This window comes from Stenotrophomonas sp. (assembly GCF_031995405.1).
Classification (GTDB): domain Bacteria; phylum Pseudomonadota; class Gammaproteobacteria; order Xanthomonadales; family Xanthomonadaceae; genus Stenotrophomonas.
Genome location: NZ_DAMAGC010000009.1, coordinates 1 through 16,898, shown reverse-complemented (window position 1 = coordinate 16,898; position 16,898 = coordinate 1). Strand labels below are relative to the sequence as shown.

Genomic DNA, 16,898 nt, shown 5'->3' with positions numbered 1-16,898 from the left:
TGGGCGAAATCTGGGCCAGCAACATCACCCCCTCCAGGACCCATGGCATTGGCACTTACAGCGAGCGCGATTTCGCCAAGGCCGTCCGCGAGGGCGTGCGCAAGGACGGCGCGCATCTGTATCCGGCCATGCCGTACACGTCCTACGCCAAGCTCACCGACGAGGACATCCACGCCCTGTATGTCTACTTCATGCAGGGCGTGGCACCGGTGGACGAGGAGGCGCATCGCACCGAGCTGCCGTTCCCCTTCAGTGTGCGCACGTCCATGGCGGTGTGGAACCTGCTGTTCCTCGACAAGACGCCTTTCAAACCCGATCCGGCCAAGGACGCGCAGTGGAATCGCGGCGCCTACCTGGTCGAAGGCCTGGCACACTGCTCCAGCTGCCACAGCCCGCGCGGGCTGATGATGCAGGAAGTGGGCGGCAAAGCCTTCGCCGGCGGCTCGCTCGGCGACTGGTATGCGCCCAACATCACCTCCGACCCGATCAGCGGTATTGGCGGCTGGACCGACGAGGAGCTGGCCCGGTATCTCAAAACCGGCCGCGTGGCCGGCAAGGCACAGGCGGGCGGCGGCATGGCCGAGGCCGTGAGCAACAGCCTGTCCAAACTGCAGGACCAGGACATCGGCGCCATCGTGGCCTACCTGCGCACCGTGCCGCCCGTGGCCGACAAGGACGCAACCCGCGCCGCCTTCGCCTGGGGCGATGCCGCCAAGGCGCCGGGTGAACAACCGGTGCGTGGCACCGATGCACCCCTGGCCTCCGGGCCGGTGCTGTATTCGGGTCTGTGTGCCAGTTGCCATGGCTCACGCGGGGAGGGCAGCAAGGACGGGGTGTATCCCTCCCTCGTGCACAACACCACCGTAGGCATGAGCCGTCCGCAGAACCTGGTGGCGACCATCATCGGCGGCATCGACCGCGACGTGAACGGTGAACACGCCTTGATGCCGCATTTCTCCCAGGGCTCCTACGTGCAGGACCTGAGCGATGACGACATCGCCGCGGTCGCGACCTACGTGCGCACCCAGTTCGGACCCGGCGACCAGGTCACGGCTGCACAGGTGGCGCTCATCCGCGCCGGCGGTGAAAAACCGCTGCTCGCCAAGATCGGCCGGCTGTGGCTGCCGCTGCTCATCCTGGGCGTGCTGGTGCTGGTGGGCGTGCTTCTGCTGGTGCGTCGCGCCTGGCGCACGCGCAGCAGCCGGAGGACCGCCGCATGACGCACACGCCATGGTTGATCGGCGCAGGGCTGGTGGCGTTGATGGGAAGCATGCCCGCCTGGGCTGCCGACGCCGATGCGCCCAAGCCCAAGACGGTGGACACCATCACCCAGACCCCATTGAGCGCGGACTGGGCGGCCCGACTCTGGCTGCAGGACCGGGGCATCACCCCGAGCGCGCGCATCGTCATCGCCAGCGGCGTGAACAGCGCCGGCTACAAGGGCAAGGGCTGGTCCACGGCCGAGCACATCGACCTGGGCGCGATGATCGACACCGGCAAGGCGTTCGGTTTCGACGGCAAGTTGCGCGTGGTGTTCTCCGACCGCTTCGGCAACGCGGTCAATGAGCGCTCCACCGGGTCGTATATCCAGAACCAGGCCTTCTACGGGCAGGGCCAGAACCTGCGCTTCAACGAGCTCTCCTACGAGCGCCTGATGCTGGACAAGCGGCTGAGCCTCAAGGGCGGCTTCTACTCGATGGGCAATGACTTCGGCGGCCTGCCGTACACCTGCAACTTCAACAACAATGGCCAATGCGGGCATCCGCTGGGGCCGATCTACAGTTCGGGCTGGCTGGACAATCCGACCGGCCAATGGGGCCTGCGGGTGAAGTGGAACGACCCGTCGGGCTGGTACGCACAGACCGGCATCTATGATGTCGTGCCGACGCGCAAGCAGGCCGGCAGCGGCTTCCGCGTGTCCGACCGCGGCAAGACCGGCCTGTTCCTGCCTGTCGAGGTGGGCTACAGCCACGGCAAGACCGGCGACGACTACGGCGGCACCTACAAGATCGGTTATTACCTGGATACCTCCAATGCGGACGACATCGGCGACCCCACCGCAGCACGGGCGTCGCATCGCAGTGGCTCTTACATCCAGCTCGCGCAGCGGGTGTGGAAACCGGAGGGCGACACCGTGCGTGGCCTGTCCGTGTTCGGCGTGGCCACGCGCGCCGATGCGAAGACCGGCCTGATGCGTTACTCGTGGGAAGCCGGGGTGAGCTGGCGCGGGGTGGTGGCATCGCGGGAAGACGACGTGCTGAGCCTGGCCTGGAACCGGCTGGACATCTCCGACCGGCTGGCGCGCTACCAGCAGGTGACCGGCAAGGACGTGCAGAGCAACGAGCAGTTCGTCGAGCTCAACTATGGCGTGCAGGTCACGCGCTGGTTGATCCTGCGGCCGTCGGTGCAGTACGTGGCACGGCCCGGTGCGTATGACAGTCGGCCGGACAGCTGGGTGTTCACGCTGCAGGCGCAGGCGACGCTTTGATCGCGGGGTGATCGATGCACCCCTTCGGGTGGGGGCGGTAAACTGTGCGGCTGTTTCTGGCGGGTTGGCATGCCGGATCGCGCATCCCCCCACCGCCAGGAGTGTCTCCCGATGATCGCCCGGAACTTCAGGACGGCGCTGCTGCTCACAACAGCCGCCGTACTTGCCTTACCGACCGCTGCACTTGCATCGGCTCCCCGCGGGACGTCGATTCCGCACTCGGAAGAGATTGACCAGGCCGTGGCGCTGGTCGCCTGCAAGGCCGATCGCAGCGCTTTCAGGGCGCTGGCATTCCGCGTGCGGGATGTTGCGTCGCGCGAAGCGCCGGCGGCAGGCTGGCAGCCCATTGCCACCGACGGCCAGCCCTACAGCGCGATGCTGGGCAACATGCCGGGCGTCATCGCGGAAATGCGGCTTCCCGTTCCTGTGCGCGTTTTCGGCCACCCGACAACGCGATTGATCCTGTCGCGCAGTTCGGTCGTGGCGGTGTTTGATGATCCGGGCGTTGCCGCGGATCTCAGCGCTGCATGGTCCCGCGAGAACAAGGGGACGGAAGGGGGTCCCGGCGGCATGCGCGTGCTCCGGTCGACGCCGGAAGAACACGGCGATGGCGTTGAGATCGTGGCCCTGGTTGCCGAGCGGATCGATGCCGATCCGTCGCCGATCGTTGTGGCGGGATGCCTGTACTTCACCCGTTGAGGTACCGGTCCGTGCAAGGACAGCAGGGGAGTACGCGGCTCCCACCAACCTGATCATGATCCCGATGACAGGTGTGACTGGACGCCTTTTCGCCGCCCTCGGATGCCTGATCCGGATGAGCGAACGCCGTCACGATGAGCCGCGCTTAACGAAATTGACACAAACATGAATAGGAGGCAAAGTGGCGCCGCCCAGAGGGGCAAACCACTTTTTGGAAGGATCTGAATGAAGAAGTACGTGACCCTCGCCACCGCGATCGCGCTGGCCACCCTGTCCACCGATGCCATGGCCGGCCATGCCTTCATCCGCGCCGAACTGGGCAGCAGCGATACCGAAGTGCGGTATGACGGGTTCCGCGCCAGCGAATCCGATACCTCCGGCGTCATCGGCGGCGGCTACTGGTTCACCCCGAACATCGGTGTCGAAGGCCATGTCGGCTCGCTGTACAACAAGGACCTCGGCTACGACGAAGAACTGGACCTGGTCTCCATCGGTGCAGGCGTGGTGGTGAAGAAGAACTTCGGCGCCGACAACACCGGCTTCTTCATCGGCGCGCGCGCCGGCATCGCGCGCATGACCGCGCAGGTCCGCGAAGACACCTTCGACGTGGTCGATGACGAAAGCTCGACCAAGCCGTACTACGGCGTCAATGTGGGTTACGACTTCACTCCGCGCTGGGGCATGAGCCTGAACTACGACCGTCGCAAGGCCGATTTCAGCGGCGTCGACGTGGATGTGGACACGATCAGCGTGGGCGGAGAATTCCGCTTCTGATCGCAGTGTCCTGCGTGATCTGACAACGGCAGGCCGGTGCAACGGTCTGCCGTTGTCGTTTGCGTGGCCACCCCGGGATGGGGCAGGGCGACGATTGCCTCACCCGCATACGTCCGTGAACACGCGCGCGAAGTTGCCGCCCAGGATCTTCTCGATGCGTGCATCGCGATGCCCGCGCCGGGACAGCAGGAATGCGATCCGGTCGAAGCGGTCGGGCTGATTGAGGTCGGGCAGGAAGTTGACCACGTCAACACGTTCTCCCGGCGCGGCGATGCCGCGTTTGATGCGCTCCTCGACGAACGCACGGAACGCTTTCCGGTACGCCGGGGTCAGATCGATCGCCGGGATGATCCCATCGGAGCCGAGACTGACGTGCTCTTCGCCGCAGACCCCGATGGCGTGCTCGATGTGGCGGATCAGGTCCTCGGCCGTCGGCTGCCCCTCGCTGCGCAGGAAGGGCATCAGGTAGATGCCCGCGACCCCGCCGCGCTCGGCGAGACGGCGCAGTTCCTCATCGCTCTTGTTGCGTGGACGGTCGACGAGGGCGGCGCAGCCGGTATGGCTGATCGCGACCGGGCGCCTGGATGCAGCGATCGCCTCCAGCGCAGTGCGTTGGCCGCTATGCGAGAGATCGATCAACGCACGGCCGGCGTCGAGGCGCTCGATCAGCTCACGACCGAACTGGCTCAGCCCGGCATTGGCAGCCTCCAGACAGCCGTCACCGACCAGATTGCGCCGGTTGTAGGTCAGCTGGTAAATGCGCACTCCGAGACCATGAAAGGTCTCAAAGCGTTCAACGTCCTCGCCGAACGGAGTGGCATCCTGGAAGCCGTAGATCAGACCGAGTCGTCCGCTGCGCTTGGCATCGGCAAGGTCGGCACCGGTGCGCACCAGGCACAGCGCATCGGGATGTCGCGCCACTTCTCCGTTCCAGTAGGCAATGGCCCGCATCGTCAGCGCATAGTCGTTGAGATAGCTGCCGACCCCGCTGACCGTGAGGTTGCAGGCGGTCAGCCCCGAGGCCCAGGCATCGGCCAGCGCACGGGCGTTCAAGGGCGCATATTCGGTAGCGGCCTGCGGATCGAGCGGGCCGCCGTTGAGGGTGTCGATCACCGTGGCGCTCCGGTAGCCCGGCCACTGCGGGTGGGCAGGCACGGCCGGCGCCGCGGCACCGGCCACCTTCGGCAGCAGCAGGGCACCGGCGCCACCAAGCGCACAGGCGCCGAGGAACCGCCGCCGCGAAGCCTCGGTTGCACGACCCTGACCGGTCTTGCGTTCCGTCGGCAGGTTCATCGGACCTGCACCGGCTTGCGCGGCTGGATGCCGAGCGCCTGTTCGATCGCGGCAGGATCGAAGACCTTGCCACCCTTCACCACAACATCCACCTTGCGGATATCGCGCATGTCGCTGAGCGGATCACCGTCGATCAGCACCAGGTCGGCCAGCTTGCCGGGCGCAATCACGCCGCGATCCTTGTCCACGCCCATCACCTGGGCAGGCGTCAGCGTCGCCAGGCGCAGCACCTCCGCATTGGGAATGCCGGCGCGGGCGTAGATCTCCAGCTCGGCATGCAGCAGGTAGCCGGCCAGTCCATCGGTGCCGGGCATGAGGGTGACGCCGCCGTCGTATAGCGCCTTCACCATGCGCATCAATGCAGGGAAGGCCTTGGCATAGGCGTCTTCCTGCCCCTTCGGTACCGGCAGCGGATCGAAGCCGAAGTTGCGCTGCACCTGGGGCGGCAGGCGGGCAGCGATCGGACGCAGGCCCGGTGGGACCGGATCGGCAGGGTCTGCGGACAGATCCTCGAAGACGGCCAGGGTGGGATCCACAACGGTGTGGTGTGCCTTCAGGAACGCGATGAACTCGCGCACCTGCGGCTGGTCCGGCGTGTATTCGAAGGCGTGCTCGCCGATTTCCGTCAGCCGTTTCATGTTGCGCGTCTCCTGCACCCGCGGAAACATGAAATTGAGGAAGATGAAGTTGATGTGCTGGATCTCGTCAGCGCCCCCCTCGACGAACTGCCGCGCCGACACGAATGCCGGCACATGGCCACTGACGCGCAGGCCGCGTTCGTGCGCGCGGTCTGCAATCAACGGAAACAGCTCGGGCTTCAGCGAGGAATAGGTCTTGATCTGCACGTAGCCATGGTCGGCGTACCAATCGACGGCCTTGCGCGCCTCCTCGGGCGTACTGACCAGCATCCTGGTCGGCCCGGCGAAAGGCCCCGGCCCGTCGATGAAACCGGCCATCGACACCCGCGGCCCGATCTCGGTGCCGGCATCGAATCGCCTGACCCGCGCGATGAAATTGTCGGTGTTGTTGGCGAGGTCGCGGCTGCTGGTGACGCCCCCGGCGATATCCAGCGGGCCGTCGGCTTCAGCGTAGTGCTTGTGCACGTCCCACAGCCCCGGCATCAGGAAGCGTCCGTGGGCGTCGATTACCTCGGCGTTGGCGGGCGCGTCGATCAGCCCATCGGCGGCCACCCGGATGATGCGCTCCCCCTGGACAAGTACGCTGGTGCCCGGCGTGGCGGCCAGGTCGCGCGGATCGAACACCCGCGCATTGCGGATCAACAGCGCCCCCTTCGGCTGGTGCGTGAGATCGCGGGCCAGCCTGGCCGACCACTCGGCATCGGCGCGCTCCTGGGCGGCGACGATGAGGGGTAGGCCTGCGCTGAGGGCCTCGGGCAGGATGGCCACCCAGCCCGAGGCATAGGTGACCGCCGCGGTGCGGCCATCGGCATGCAGCCATACCGAGGAGGGAGTGAAGCCCAGTCCGCTGAGGCGGTAATGGGTCAATTCCACCGGGCCCGCGTTGCTCTCCATACGCAGCGTGCCGGCGTTCTCCACGTGCGCCTCGCCGGAGGGCAACAGCGCCAGGCGCTGTCCCGGCGCCTTCAGCAGGGCACGGACCAGAACGCCCTGGATCTCCGGCGGCGCCGAGATCGGCATGAAGAAGGCCGGGGCCGTCAACGCACGGTTGCCGTGCTCGCTGGCATTGCTCCAGCGTGCCGTGCCGCCCCGCAGCGAGAACGTCTCGCTGATCTTGGCCTTGGTGTAGTTGTTGCCATCGGCCTGGTAGTCGATCAACACCCCATGACCGTCCAGGCGCCACTGTGCCTTGATGTCGTCGCCGCGGCCGCGATCGTTGTAGCGGTATTCGACGTCCGTCCGATCGGCACCGGCCGTCCTGACGATCTGCTTGCCGGCGATATTGCCTTGCAGCAGCACATGATCCTCGCGCACCTCGGCCGCCTGCGCGGCCACGGTGGCGAACAGCAACAACAGAACAGCAAGCTTGTGCATGGGATTCCCTCGACGCCGGCACCGGTTGTGCCGACCGAGGAGGCAGGCTCGCAATGCATCGGGACGCGGGCGACCGAGCCGGTGGGGTCAGACGACCGGATCGTTCAATCCGGCCGGATCGGACGTCATCGCCCGGCGGCGGAATGCCGTCGGCGTCAGGCCGGTCAGGCGCTTGAAGACCGTATTGAAGGTGGACTTGCTGCCAAAGCCACACGCCAGGGCAATATCCAGCACCGAGCGCGGATCACCGGGATCGGCCAGGCAGCGCTTGGCGTCGGCAATGCGGAAGCCGTTGACGAACTCGAAGAAGTTCTGCCCAAGCTGCTGGTTCAAGGCCTGCGAGATGTAGTTGGGCGACCAGCCGCTACGTTCGCTGAGCCTGGCCAGGTCGAGCTCGTTGTCCAGATGCAGGCGATGCTCGCGCATCAGCGCACCGAGGTCGGCGGCGATCTGTGCCCGTTCGGGCTCGCTCAGGCCCGAGCGCAGGTAGCGGGCGGCCGGATCGGCCGCTTCGGCGGAGGGAGCCGGCAGGTCCTGGTGATCGAGCATGCCGGCCGGGATCAGCACGCCGAGCCGCAGCCCACTCCAGGCGAGCAGGTACGTGACCACGATCATGACGACGGAGAGGACGGCGCCGGGCCAGTGCCAGGTGCTGGAACTGAGCGCCACGCTGATCCGCTCCAGGCCAACGACCAGCCACAGCACGGCGATCACCGTGACCAGATGGCGAAGCCAGCTGATCCGCAGGCTCGCCTCGTCCGCAGAGACCTCCTCCAGCCAACGCGGCGCATCGCGCAGCTGCCAGGCCGAGAACGCGAGGTAGGGCACCGTAATGGCAACCCACGCATGCACGATCACCTGCAGCATCAATCCACCGAGGCCGGAGGCGGCAACGCCGGGCCAGATCGCCAACGTGAGCATGAACAGGCCCACCAGAACGGCCGGCACGAAATGCCAGGCCACGCCCCCTCTGCGTCGACCGATACCCCCCGGCAGCAGGCTTGAGGTATAGGCGTACAACAACGGACCGGTCAGATAGACCGGCGCGACGTTGATCACCTGCAGCCAGCGAACCGCCGGGGAGGGCAGCCATGCGTGCCAGCCGGTGAGAACGGCACTGGCGAACATCGACAGGCCGAGCGTGCCGAAGAACGCGGCGAGCAGGCGGCCGGTACGGCTTCCGTTGCGAAGCGCCAGCGCCGTGGTCAACGCGGTGATCCCGACGGTTATCGACTGTGCGGCGAACTCCAGGGTGGTAAGCGGGGTCATCAGGAAATCCGCGAGGGTAACGGGTGCATGTTCAAGGGCTGACGAGGTGCACCGCAACCGGCAATCGGCATGGGTGAAGGCCCGCAGGGGCGTGGGGCTCGTTCAGAAACCGAAAGCAACGGCGATGGGGCCTGCGGAACCCGGTCCGATGCACCGGGGTATAGTCAACGCATCCTCACCGCAAGGATCGACGCGATGCAGAAGGGCTCGGATCTACTGGTCAAGGCGCTGGAGAACGAAGGCGTAGACCGTATCTTTGGCGTACCCGGCGAGGAGAACCTGGACTTCCTTGAGTCGCTCCGCAACTCGGGTATCGAATTGGTCCTCACCCGCCACGAGCAGGCGGCCGCCTTCATGGCCGCCACCCACGGCCGGCTCACGGGCAGGCCCGGTGTATGCCTGGCCACGCTAGGTCCGGGCGCACTGAATTTCTCGACCGGCGCGGCGTATGCCCACCTGGGTGCGTGGCCGATGATTCTCATCACCGGGCAGAAGGCGGTGATGAGCGCCAGGCAGGCGCGCTTCCAGATCGTGGACATCGTGGCGTCGATGAAGCCGCTCACTAAAATGACGCGCCAGATCGTCAGCCCGGCCGCGATTCCCGCGATGGTGCGTGATGCCTTCCGCGTGGCGATGGAAGAACGCCCCGGGCCGGTGCACCTGGAGCTGCCGGAGGACGTGGCCGGCGAGGAAGTGGAGGACGTCCCGGTCATTCCGGTCCACCCGCTGGATCGTCCCGTCGCGCCTTCCTCTGCGCTGGACCGGGCAGAAGCGGCCATCCTCGCGGCCAAACGGCCGCTGGTGATGATCGGCGCGGCGGCAAGCCGGCCGTGGCTGACCGAGACGCTTTCCGCATTCGTGGCGCGCACGCGCCTGCCATTTTTCAACACGCAGATGGGCAAGGGGGCCGTCACCGGCGGCTCCAACCTGTACATGGGCACGGCCGCGCTCTCCGAAGGCGACTATGTCCACGAAGCCATTGCCCGCGCCGACCTGATCATCGCCATCGGCCATGACACCGTCGAGAAACCGCCGTTCCTGATGAAGCGCAGCGGCGGGCCCAAGGTCATCCATGTCAGCTTCCAGTCCGCCACGGTCGAGCAGGTCTACCACCCCGATATCGAGGTGCTGGGCGATATCGGCGCCGCGGTTGATGCCCTGGCCGAGCGACTGGAAGGGCGCGTGTCTGCCGACGAAGGCATGATCGCACTGCGCCAGACGATCCTCGCCCGGCTCAACGACCGCGCGGAGGAGGACCGCTTCCCGGTCACGCCGCAACGGCTGGTGCATGACGTGCGCCAAGCCATGCCCGACGACGGCATCGTCTGCCTCGACAACGGCATGTACAAGATCTGGTTCGCGCGCAACTACCGCACGCATGTCGCCAATACGCTGCTGCTCGACAATGCGCTCGCCACGATGGGCGCCGGCCTGCCATCGGCGATGATGGCGGCCATGCTGTACCCCCGGCGCCGTGTCATGGCGGTGTGCGGTGACGGCGGCTTCATGATGAACTCGCAGGAGATGGAGACCGCCGTGCGGCTCGGGCTCAACCTGGTCGTGGTGATTCTCAACGACAGTGCCTACGGCATGATCCGCTGGAAGCAGGCGGTGGACGGTTTCGAGGATTTCGGCATGCGCTTTGGCAATCCTGATTTCGTGAAGTATGCCGAAGCCTACGGCGCAAAGGGGAGCCGGGTGACGACCGTCGACGCGCTGGCGCCCATGATCGAGGCTGCCTTCGCGGGCGGCGGCGTCCACGTGCTGGATGTGCCGATCGACTATTCCGAGAACACCCGCGTGCTCGTGGATGAACTACGCAACCGCACCCCGGACGTGGGCTGCCAATAGTCGCTACCGCTCAACGCTCAGAAAGGAGCCCAAGATGCTGACCGTCGTACAGGCCTTCGACCGCGCACCCATCACGGAAATCGCCTTCGACACCGCCGCAGCGCTGGAGCGCAAGCTCAGCGCCGCCGAGCGGGTGTTCAAGGATCGCGACGGCTGGCTCACCCCGCACGCGCGCATCGCGATCCTGCGCAGGCTCGCCGCCCTGATGGACGCCAGGCGCGACCACCTCGCCCTGCAGATCGCCCGCGAGGGCGGCAAGCCGTTGCCGGATGCCATCATCGAGACCACGCGCGCCATCGATGGGGTCCACAACGCCGCGGACGAACTGCGCAACTTCGCTGGCCGCGAAATTCCGATGGGGCTGTCGGCGGCGTCGGAGGGGCGCTGGGCGTTCACCACCCGCGAGCCGATCGGCATCGTCGCGGCGATTTCCGCGTTCAACCACCCACTGAACCTGATCGTCCACCAGGTTGCCCCGGCCATCGCCGTCGGTTGCCCGGTCATCATCAAGCCCGCCTCGGCAACACCGCTGTCCTGTCTGGACATGGTGGCGATGGTGCATGAGGCCGGACTGCCCGAGCCGTGGTGTCAGAGCTTCGTGCCCGAAGGCAACGACCTGGCCGAGGCGCTGGCCACCGACAGGCGCATCGCGTTCCTGAGCTTCATCGGCTCGGCGCGGGTAGGGTGGTCGCTGCATGCCAAGCTTGCCCACGGCGCACGCTCGGCACTGGAACACGGCGGCGTTGCGCCCGCCATCGTCGACCGCAGCGCCGACCTGTCCAGGATCATCGAGCCGATCGTCAAGGGCGGCTACTACCACGCTGGCCAGGTGTGCGTGTCCACCCAGCGCGTCTTTGTCCACGATGCCATTGCCGACGACTTCACCCAGGCCCTCATCGCGCGGGTGGAACGGCTGCGTACCGGCGACCCGACCCTGCAGGACACCGAGGTAGGCCCGCTGATCCAGCCACGCGAAGCGGATCGCGTCGCCGAATGGATCGACGAGGCGGTGCGCGGCGGCGCGCAGCTTGCCACCGGCGGCAAGCGCCTCTCCGAAACCACGCTGCAGCCCACCGTGCTGCTCGATCCGGCCAGCGACGCACGTGTGACCACACAGGAGGTCTTTGGACCGGTGGTGGCGGTGTATCGCTACGGCGAACTCGACGAGGCGATCGCGCGCGCCAATTCCCTGCCCACTGCTTTCCAGGCCAGCGTTTTCGCACAGGACATCGACATCGCCCTGCGCGCCGCCAACCGGCTGGATGCCTCGGCCGTGATGATCAACGACCCCACCGCGTTCCGCACCGACTGGATGCCCTTCGCGGGCCGGCGCGAATCCGGCTACGGCACCGGCGGCATTCCATACACCATGCGGGACATGTCGCAGGAGAAGATGATCCTCATGCGCAGGCCGTGAAGGCACGGGGCAGGGCCGCTGCACGGCGGTCCTTGACGCGGCACGACCGTGGCCTGAAGATCGGCGCATTCCGCCCATCGTTCAAGGATCGAGCATGTCTGGCTTCATCGGTGACCTGTTGGAAGGGATTGCGACCTTCATTGCCGATGTCTGGGTACTGCGCCGGCAGCGCGGCGCGAGGGGCCGCGCACAGAATGGCTGGGCCAAGGACGCCGCCGATGTCGCCGTCTTCGACGCCTGGGTGGTGGGCCTGTCGATCCTCGCGCTGACTGCCAGCGCGGTCATGCTCTTCGCGCTGAAACTGCCGCTCTTGATCAGCCTGGCGCCTCTCGCCGCAGGCGCGGTCTACGTCGGCTACCGCTGGATGGCGCTAGCCCGCGCATAGGTCCAGCAGGCAACGCATCCGCCTGATGGCCGAGGGCCACAGCGCCTTCCTCATTTCACGACAAGCGACGACGCATGCAAGCGACTCCGACGAGTGCTCGAAACAAGCGGTGGTTCGCTTGCCTACTGGCGTGCACTGCGCTGCTGGCTACGCGCTGTAGCGGCGGCAACGTCCCGACCAGGGACCTGGGGACGGATATCGATGAGGTCGCCGCAACGCTGATCGAACAACCGCTGCTGCATTCCACCTCGATCGCAGTGGTGTATCGGGGCAAAGAATTCATCCGTCATCGCGGCGACATGGAGACCGGGAAGCCGGGCCCGCCGACCGATGCGACCCGCTACGAAATCGGCTCGTTGAGCAAGACCCTGGCCGGCACGCTGATGGCCAATGCTGTCCTGGAGCGCAAGCTGGGTCTGGACGACGATGTACGGATGTACCTGGACGGAGCCTACCCGAACCTGGAGTACCAGGGCGAACCGCTGCGCATCCGGCACCTGTTGTCGCACACGAGCGGCCTGCCAAACATGTTGCCCGAGCGCGTGAATACCTTGCTCGCGGACTTCACCGATCGGCGCACGCCCCGCGATCTCAATGCGGTTTACGCCGGTTACGGCAAGGCGGATTTTTTCCGGGACCTGCACGCTGTCGAGATCCATCAATCGCCCGGGAAGGAGTACGCGTACTCCAGTGCCGGGACGCAATTGGTGGCGCATATCCTGGAAGTGGTCTACCAGCGCGACTACGAGTCGCTGCTGCGCGGGTTTCTACGCGATGCCGCGGCGATGACGGGCGCAAGAATCCGGCTGAGCGATGCCGAAGCGCACCAGCTTGCGGTCGGCTATCACAGCGATAACCCGGTACCAACCACGCCGATGCCACAGCTGCCGTGGGGCGCGTCCGGCAACGTGACGGCGTCCGTGCCGGACATGCTGAACTACCTCAAATTCCAGCTGGCGGGCGGCCCCGTCGTGACGGAGTCACATCGGACGCTGGCCAGATTCGATGCCGAATTCAGCATCGGCTATTTCTGGAACATCGTCAGCGGCGACCGTTTGAAGGGCGTCTATTACGCCCATCACGGCGGCGTGCCGCGCTCGCAGTGCTACATCTACATCCTGCCGAGGTACGACCTCGGCATATTCGTCATCACCAACCAGAGCGGCGACCAGACTGCGCACGCCATGGAGGCGGCGATCGATACGCTGGTCGAGAGAATCGCCGCGCGGGAAAATGTGGGCGCACGCGATCTGTCCCGGTAGCAGCCGCCGCCGGGCCGCCTCTCTGCTGATGGGAGGGGCGCGATCCATGCCACGAACAGGGCGCAGGGTTCCCCGCCCATCCGGGCGTAGTTGCCAAAATGTACTTCCCGATGGCTGACACCTGTCACTTGTCCCAGGCTGGCGCAAAGCGAGAATGAACCCACTCCCGCACGGCGTTACACCGCCGGCACCCGCCCAGAACAAGGACTTCCCGTGATCATGCTGCAGCACTTCATTTCGAGCACCCCCGTCTGGGTATGGGGCCTTCTGGCCTTCCTCATCACACGCGGCATCGCGGCCATGAAGTCGGGGGAGACCTCGCTGACAAAGCTGGCCATCGTGCCGGCCCTCTTCACCGTGTGGGGTATCTGGTGGATCAACCACCGATTCGCCAGTTCCTGGGGCGCGTGGGGTGAATGGTTGATCGGCATCGGCGTGGGAATGAGCCTTGGGTGGTTCCTGCTGCGGCGAGCGACGCTCATCCTGAACCCGTCAACGGGAAAGCTGTGGCGCAGTGCCGACTACAGCTTGCTGCCGCTGCTGCTGGTCACGTTTGCGGTGAAGTATGGCTTCGAGTCCGCACTGGCCGTGTCGCCTGCGCTGAGCGCCGATGGCAGTTTCCGCGCCGCCTATCTGCTTCTGTCGGGTGCATTCACCGGCATCTTCATTGGCAAATACTGGCGCTACCTGCGCGCATCGCGAATTGAACCGACGCGCGGCAGTCTCGAAGCCGCGGGCTGAGTTCCCGACATCCCCAAGGCGACGCCAGACACGACGTCGCGTCCCGCCTCAGCCACGCGACCAGCGCCGAAAACGCGGGCGAGGGTTGCCGACGGTTCGGATAGTGAAGGTGGTAGCCGGGGGAGGGCACGCACCCACTTGTTCGGCGCGGCAACCAAACTTCCCCGGCAATCGCGCTGGGAGCAGTCGTCGGCGGCCTGCTGCTGGGCAGCGCCGGTTTCGCAAGCACGTCTCCGACCGGCGTAGGCGTGTTGCTGCTCGCCCATGCGACGGTTGCAGCCCCGACGTCTGCAGGCATTCAAACGGCTTCCCATGCGATGGACCACAGGACCAAGGTGCCTGAGGGCTGAGGGCTGCCATGCCTTCACGCTCCCTCTACCCGGTCGGGCATCAACTGAACGCCGGTCATGGCTCTGGCGATAAGGCCGCTATTGTCCGATTACCCCAGACGAAGGAGGCAGTGCAATGTTTCTGACCAAACAACATATGACGACTGCGCGTACGCTTGCTGTGGCGATCATCGCGACCGTGGGTCTTAGCGCCTGCGCCACGTATAAAACCGAGTTTGCAACGATCAACTCCCGCCTCGATCAGCTCGACACGAAGGTGCAGGGCGCGGCGCAGAGTGCCGAATCGGCCAATCAGTCGGCGCAGCGGGCCAACCAACGTCTGGACCAGATCGAGGGCCGCATCCAGCAGCTCGACCAGGCGCCGCGTCGCAAACCGCGCGGATGATCGCTTCCGCACGATCGGCAAGCAACGTCTGAATCAAGTGCCGGTGGCCTTTGCAGGCCGCCGGTTTGGTTGAGTCGCGAAGACTTCATTGCAAGGAATGGTCCCATTCGTACGCGCGCATACACTGTCATCCGATCCGTTTGCGGCGGGCTGGCCATGGCGCTGGCGTTCGCGAGCATCGGCGTGGCCAGCGCCGAGGATGCCGTCGCGCAGCCTGCAGCCACCGTCGACGAGCTGCCGCAAGGCCAGGCGGTGTCCGACACCGTGATTGAATTGGCGGGCTGGGTTGTCGCGAGCAAGGACAGCCAGGGCTATCCGTTCGCGATCATGGACAAGGCCGCTGCACAGGTCCTGGTGTTCGACGGTGACGGCCGGCTTCGCGGCGCGGCGCCGGCGTTGTTTGGCTCGGCGATCGGCGACCATAGCGCCCCGGGCGTCGCCGGCCTGGCGCTCCAGGAGATCCCCGGCCGGGACCGCACAACGCCGGCTGGCCGCTTTATCGGCGGTTTCGGCCCGTCCATCGACGCCGGGCGCGTGCTGTGGGTGGACTACGATTCGGCAGTCTCCATCCACCCCATCGCTACTGGTGTGCCGGCCGAGAAACGTGCCGAACGCCTCGCATCGCCATCGCCGGACGACAACCGCGTCACGCATGGCTGCATCAACGTCTCGCCGGAGTTCTACGAACGCATCGTTCGGTCCACGTTCGAGCGGGGCGGAGTGTTCTACATCCTGCCGGACAAGGCGTCGATCGCGAAGACCTTCCCGGATTTCGCCAAGAGTCGTGCTGCTGCGCAGGACGACGATGGAAACGCTGCGCCTTCCGCCGGAAAGTGACGGGGCAGGGGCTTGGGAAGAGGGCGGGTAGTATTGCGCAGGTTTTTGCCGCGCGGATGCTTGAATCGAGCCCGTACAATGACGACGCGGATGCATCGCACTGTCCGCGCCGGCCGTTGATGGACCATCCAAAGGAGATACATGGAGCGTACGCAGAAGTCACTGACAATGGCAGACGTCGCCGGTATCGGCTCGGCCCTTGTCACCTTCGGGCTGATTCAAGGCGCATTGTATCTGAAGGCCTACTGGGGCCACTTTGGCCTTGATCCCTTTCAGTTTGCCGCAGTTGGCGAACTCGCACTGGCGGGCCTTGCCGGCATCGGCATGGTGTTGTTCCTCCTGCTGATATCACTGCTGTTCGGTGGCTGGATACAGAGCAAGCTGGACAATCGCCGCTCCAATAAGGGAATGCTCTCGTGGCTCGCTCCGACGCTCTTTTTCGCGGGCCTGGGGGCGCTGATCTGGTGGGCGAACGCGTGGCCTGTCCTGATCGGACTTCTTTTAACGATCGTATGCGCGCTGGTCGTGCAGCTGTCGCCAGTCGTGCCAAGGAGTGTGAAAAATTCCCCTTGGCTGATCTACTTCATGGTGATGATTGTCTATGTGTCGATCGTATCGAACTGGCTGGGATCCGAACGTGCCGAGGCGATTGCCTTCGGCCGCAGCAAGTACACAGCAGCGGTGAGCACCGATGGCGATGCGCAGCGCGGTCTGACTTTGATCGGTCGCCTTGGCGATTGCTACGTGCTGTGGAACCCGGTTCAGAAGGCCGCCACGATTGTGCCTGTCAGTGACGTCAAGGTGCTCGAGATAGCGCAGATCGGCGCGGCCAGGGCACCTGAGGCGAAATAGGCGCGGCGGCACAATTGGATTCGCAGTCAAATAGCGTGACGCGTCACGCCTGGCTGGTTACCATCGCCCTCAGCTATAGGGGGCTACATGGACGTAAGAGTGATCATCGCGGTTGCTGCGCTGTTGTGCGCAGGCACGTCATCTGCCCAGCAGGTGCACAAGTGCATGCAAAGCAGGCAGTTCCCGGTGTGAGGGCGGCTGGCCCGACCGGCAGCAGCCCGGCCCCGGTCATGCCGATGGTGCCCAAGGCGGCACCGCCGCCAGATCCCTTACCGGCTGGACC

At 65.7% G+C, this 16,898-nt stretch carries 15 protein-coding genes; 12 read left to right on the top strand and 3 right to left on the bottom strand.

Going from position 1 to position 16,898, the window contains the following annotated elements; all coding sequences use genetic code 11:
* The 4 genes from RTO53_RS02815 to RTO53_RS02800 form a co-directional block, all read left to right on the top strand.
* The coding region (locus RTO53_RS02815; protein WP_312236364.1) for a cytochrome c at window positions 1-1,220 on the top strand (1,220 nt) is incomplete at its 5' end.
* Complete coding sequence (locus tag RTO53_RS02810; protein ID WP_312236363.1) at window positions 1,217-2,488, top strand: carbohydrate porin; 1,272 nt, start codon at window positions 1,217-1,219, stop codon at window positions 2,486-2,488. The genes RTO53_RS02815 and RTO53_RS02810, both read left to right, overlap by 4 nt.
* A gap of 111 nt (window positions 2,489-2,599) precedes the next feature.
* Complete coding sequence (locus RTO53_RS02805; RefSeq protein WP_312236362.1) at window positions 2,600-3,187, top strand: hypothetical protein; 588 nt, start codon at window positions 2,600-2,602, stop codon at window positions 3,185-3,187.
* A gap of 225 nt (window positions 3,188-3,412) precedes the next feature.
* A complete protein-coding gene (locus tag RTO53_RS02800) occupies window positions 3,413-3,961 on the top strand; it encodes a porin family protein (RefSeq protein WP_312236361.1) in 549 nt (182 codons plus the stop codon).
* A gap of 99 nt (window positions 3,962-4,060) precedes the next feature.
* Here the strand turns inward: RTO53_RS02800 and RTO53_RS02795 are convergent, their stop codons facing one another.
* From RTO53_RS02795 to RTO53_RS02785, 3 genes are all read right to left on the bottom strand, one after another.
* Window positions 4,061-5,254 carry a membrane dipeptidase gene (locus tag RTO53_RS02795; protein ID WP_312236360.1) on the bottom strand — a complete coding sequence of 398 codons (1,194 nt, stop codon included), beginning with the start codon at window positions 5,252-5,254 and terminating at the stop codon, window positions 4,061-4,063.
* Window positions 5,251-7,266 (bottom strand): amidohydrolase family protein, encoded by a 2,016-nt coding sequence (locus RTO53_RS02790; RefSeq protein ID WP_312236359.1) that lies wholly within the window; start codon window positions 7,264-7,266, stop codon window positions 5,251-5,253. The genes RTO53_RS02795 and RTO53_RS02790 overlap by 4 nt, the downstream gene beginning before the upstream one ends.
* An 87-nt stretch (window positions 7,267-7,353) precedes the next feature.
* The gene (locus RTO53_RS02785; RefSeq protein ID WP_312236358.1) at window positions 7,354-8,535 is read right to left on the bottom strand and encodes an AraC family transcriptional regulator; all 1,182 of its coding nucleotides are present in this window, start codon (window positions 8,533-8,535) and stop codon (window positions 7,354-7,356) included.
* Window positions 8,536-8,730: 195 nt separating this feature from the next.
* Between RTO53_RS02785 and RTO53_RS02780 the strand changes: the two genes are divergently transcribed.
* The 8 genes from RTO53_RS02780 (at window position 8,731) to RTO53_RS02745 (ending at window position 16,615) form a co-directional block, all read left to right on the top strand.
* Window positions 8,731-10,386 carry an acetolactate synthase large subunit gene (locus RTO53_RS02780; protein WP_312236357.1) on the top strand — a complete coding sequence of 552 codons (1,656 nt, stop codon included), beginning with the start codon at window positions 8,731-8,733 and terminating at the stop codon, window positions 10,384-10,386.
* 34 nt (window positions 10,387-10,420) lie between these two features.
* The gene (locus RTO53_RS02775; protein ID WP_312236356.1) at window positions 10,421-11,803 is read left to right on the top strand and encodes an aldehyde dehydrogenase family protein; all 1,383 of its coding nucleotides are present in this window, start codon (window positions 10,421-10,423) and stop codon (window positions 11,801-11,803) included.
* Between the two features lie 94 nt (window positions 11,804-11,897).
* Window positions 11,898-12,188, top strand: coding sequence for a hypothetical protein (locus tag RTO53_RS02770; protein WP_312236355.1), 291 nt, complete (start codon window positions 11,898-11,900; stop codon window positions 12,186-12,188).
* 74 nt (window positions 12,189-12,262) lie between these two features.
* Window positions 12,263-13,450, top strand: a complete 1,188-nt coding sequence (locus RTO53_RS02765) for a serine hydrolase domain-containing protein (protein ID WP_312236354.1) — start codon at window positions 12,263-12,265, stop codon at window positions 13,448-13,450.
* A 213-nt stretch (window positions 13,451-13,663) separates the two neighbouring features.
* The gene (locus tag RTO53_RS02760; protein ID WP_312236353.1) at window positions 13,664-14,191 is read left to right on the top strand and encodes a DUF6622 family protein; all 528 of its coding nucleotides are present in this window, start codon (window positions 13,664-13,666) and stop codon (window positions 14,189-14,191) included.
* Window positions 14,192-14,656: 465 nt separating this feature from the next.
* Window positions 14,657-14,926, top strand: a complete 270-nt coding sequence (locus tag RTO53_RS02755) for a hypothetical protein (protein ID WP_312236352.1) — start codon at window positions 14,657-14,659, stop codon at window positions 14,924-14,926.
* A 156-nt stretch (window positions 14,927-15,082) separates the two neighbouring features.
* Window positions 15,083-15,763: a hypothetical protein gene (locus RTO53_RS02750; RefSeq protein WP_312236351.1), complete on the top strand. Its 681-nt coding sequence runs from the start codon at window positions 15,083-15,085 to the stop codon at window positions 15,761-15,763.
* A 141-nt stretch (window positions 15,764-15,904) separates the two neighbouring features.
* The gene (locus RTO53_RS02745) at window positions 15,905-16,615 is read left to right on the top strand and encodes a hypothetical protein (RefSeq protein WP_312236350.1); all 711 of its coding nucleotides are present in this window, start codon (window positions 15,905-15,907) and stop codon (window positions 16,613-16,615) included.
* Window positions 16,616-16,898 lie beyond the last annotated feature (283 nt).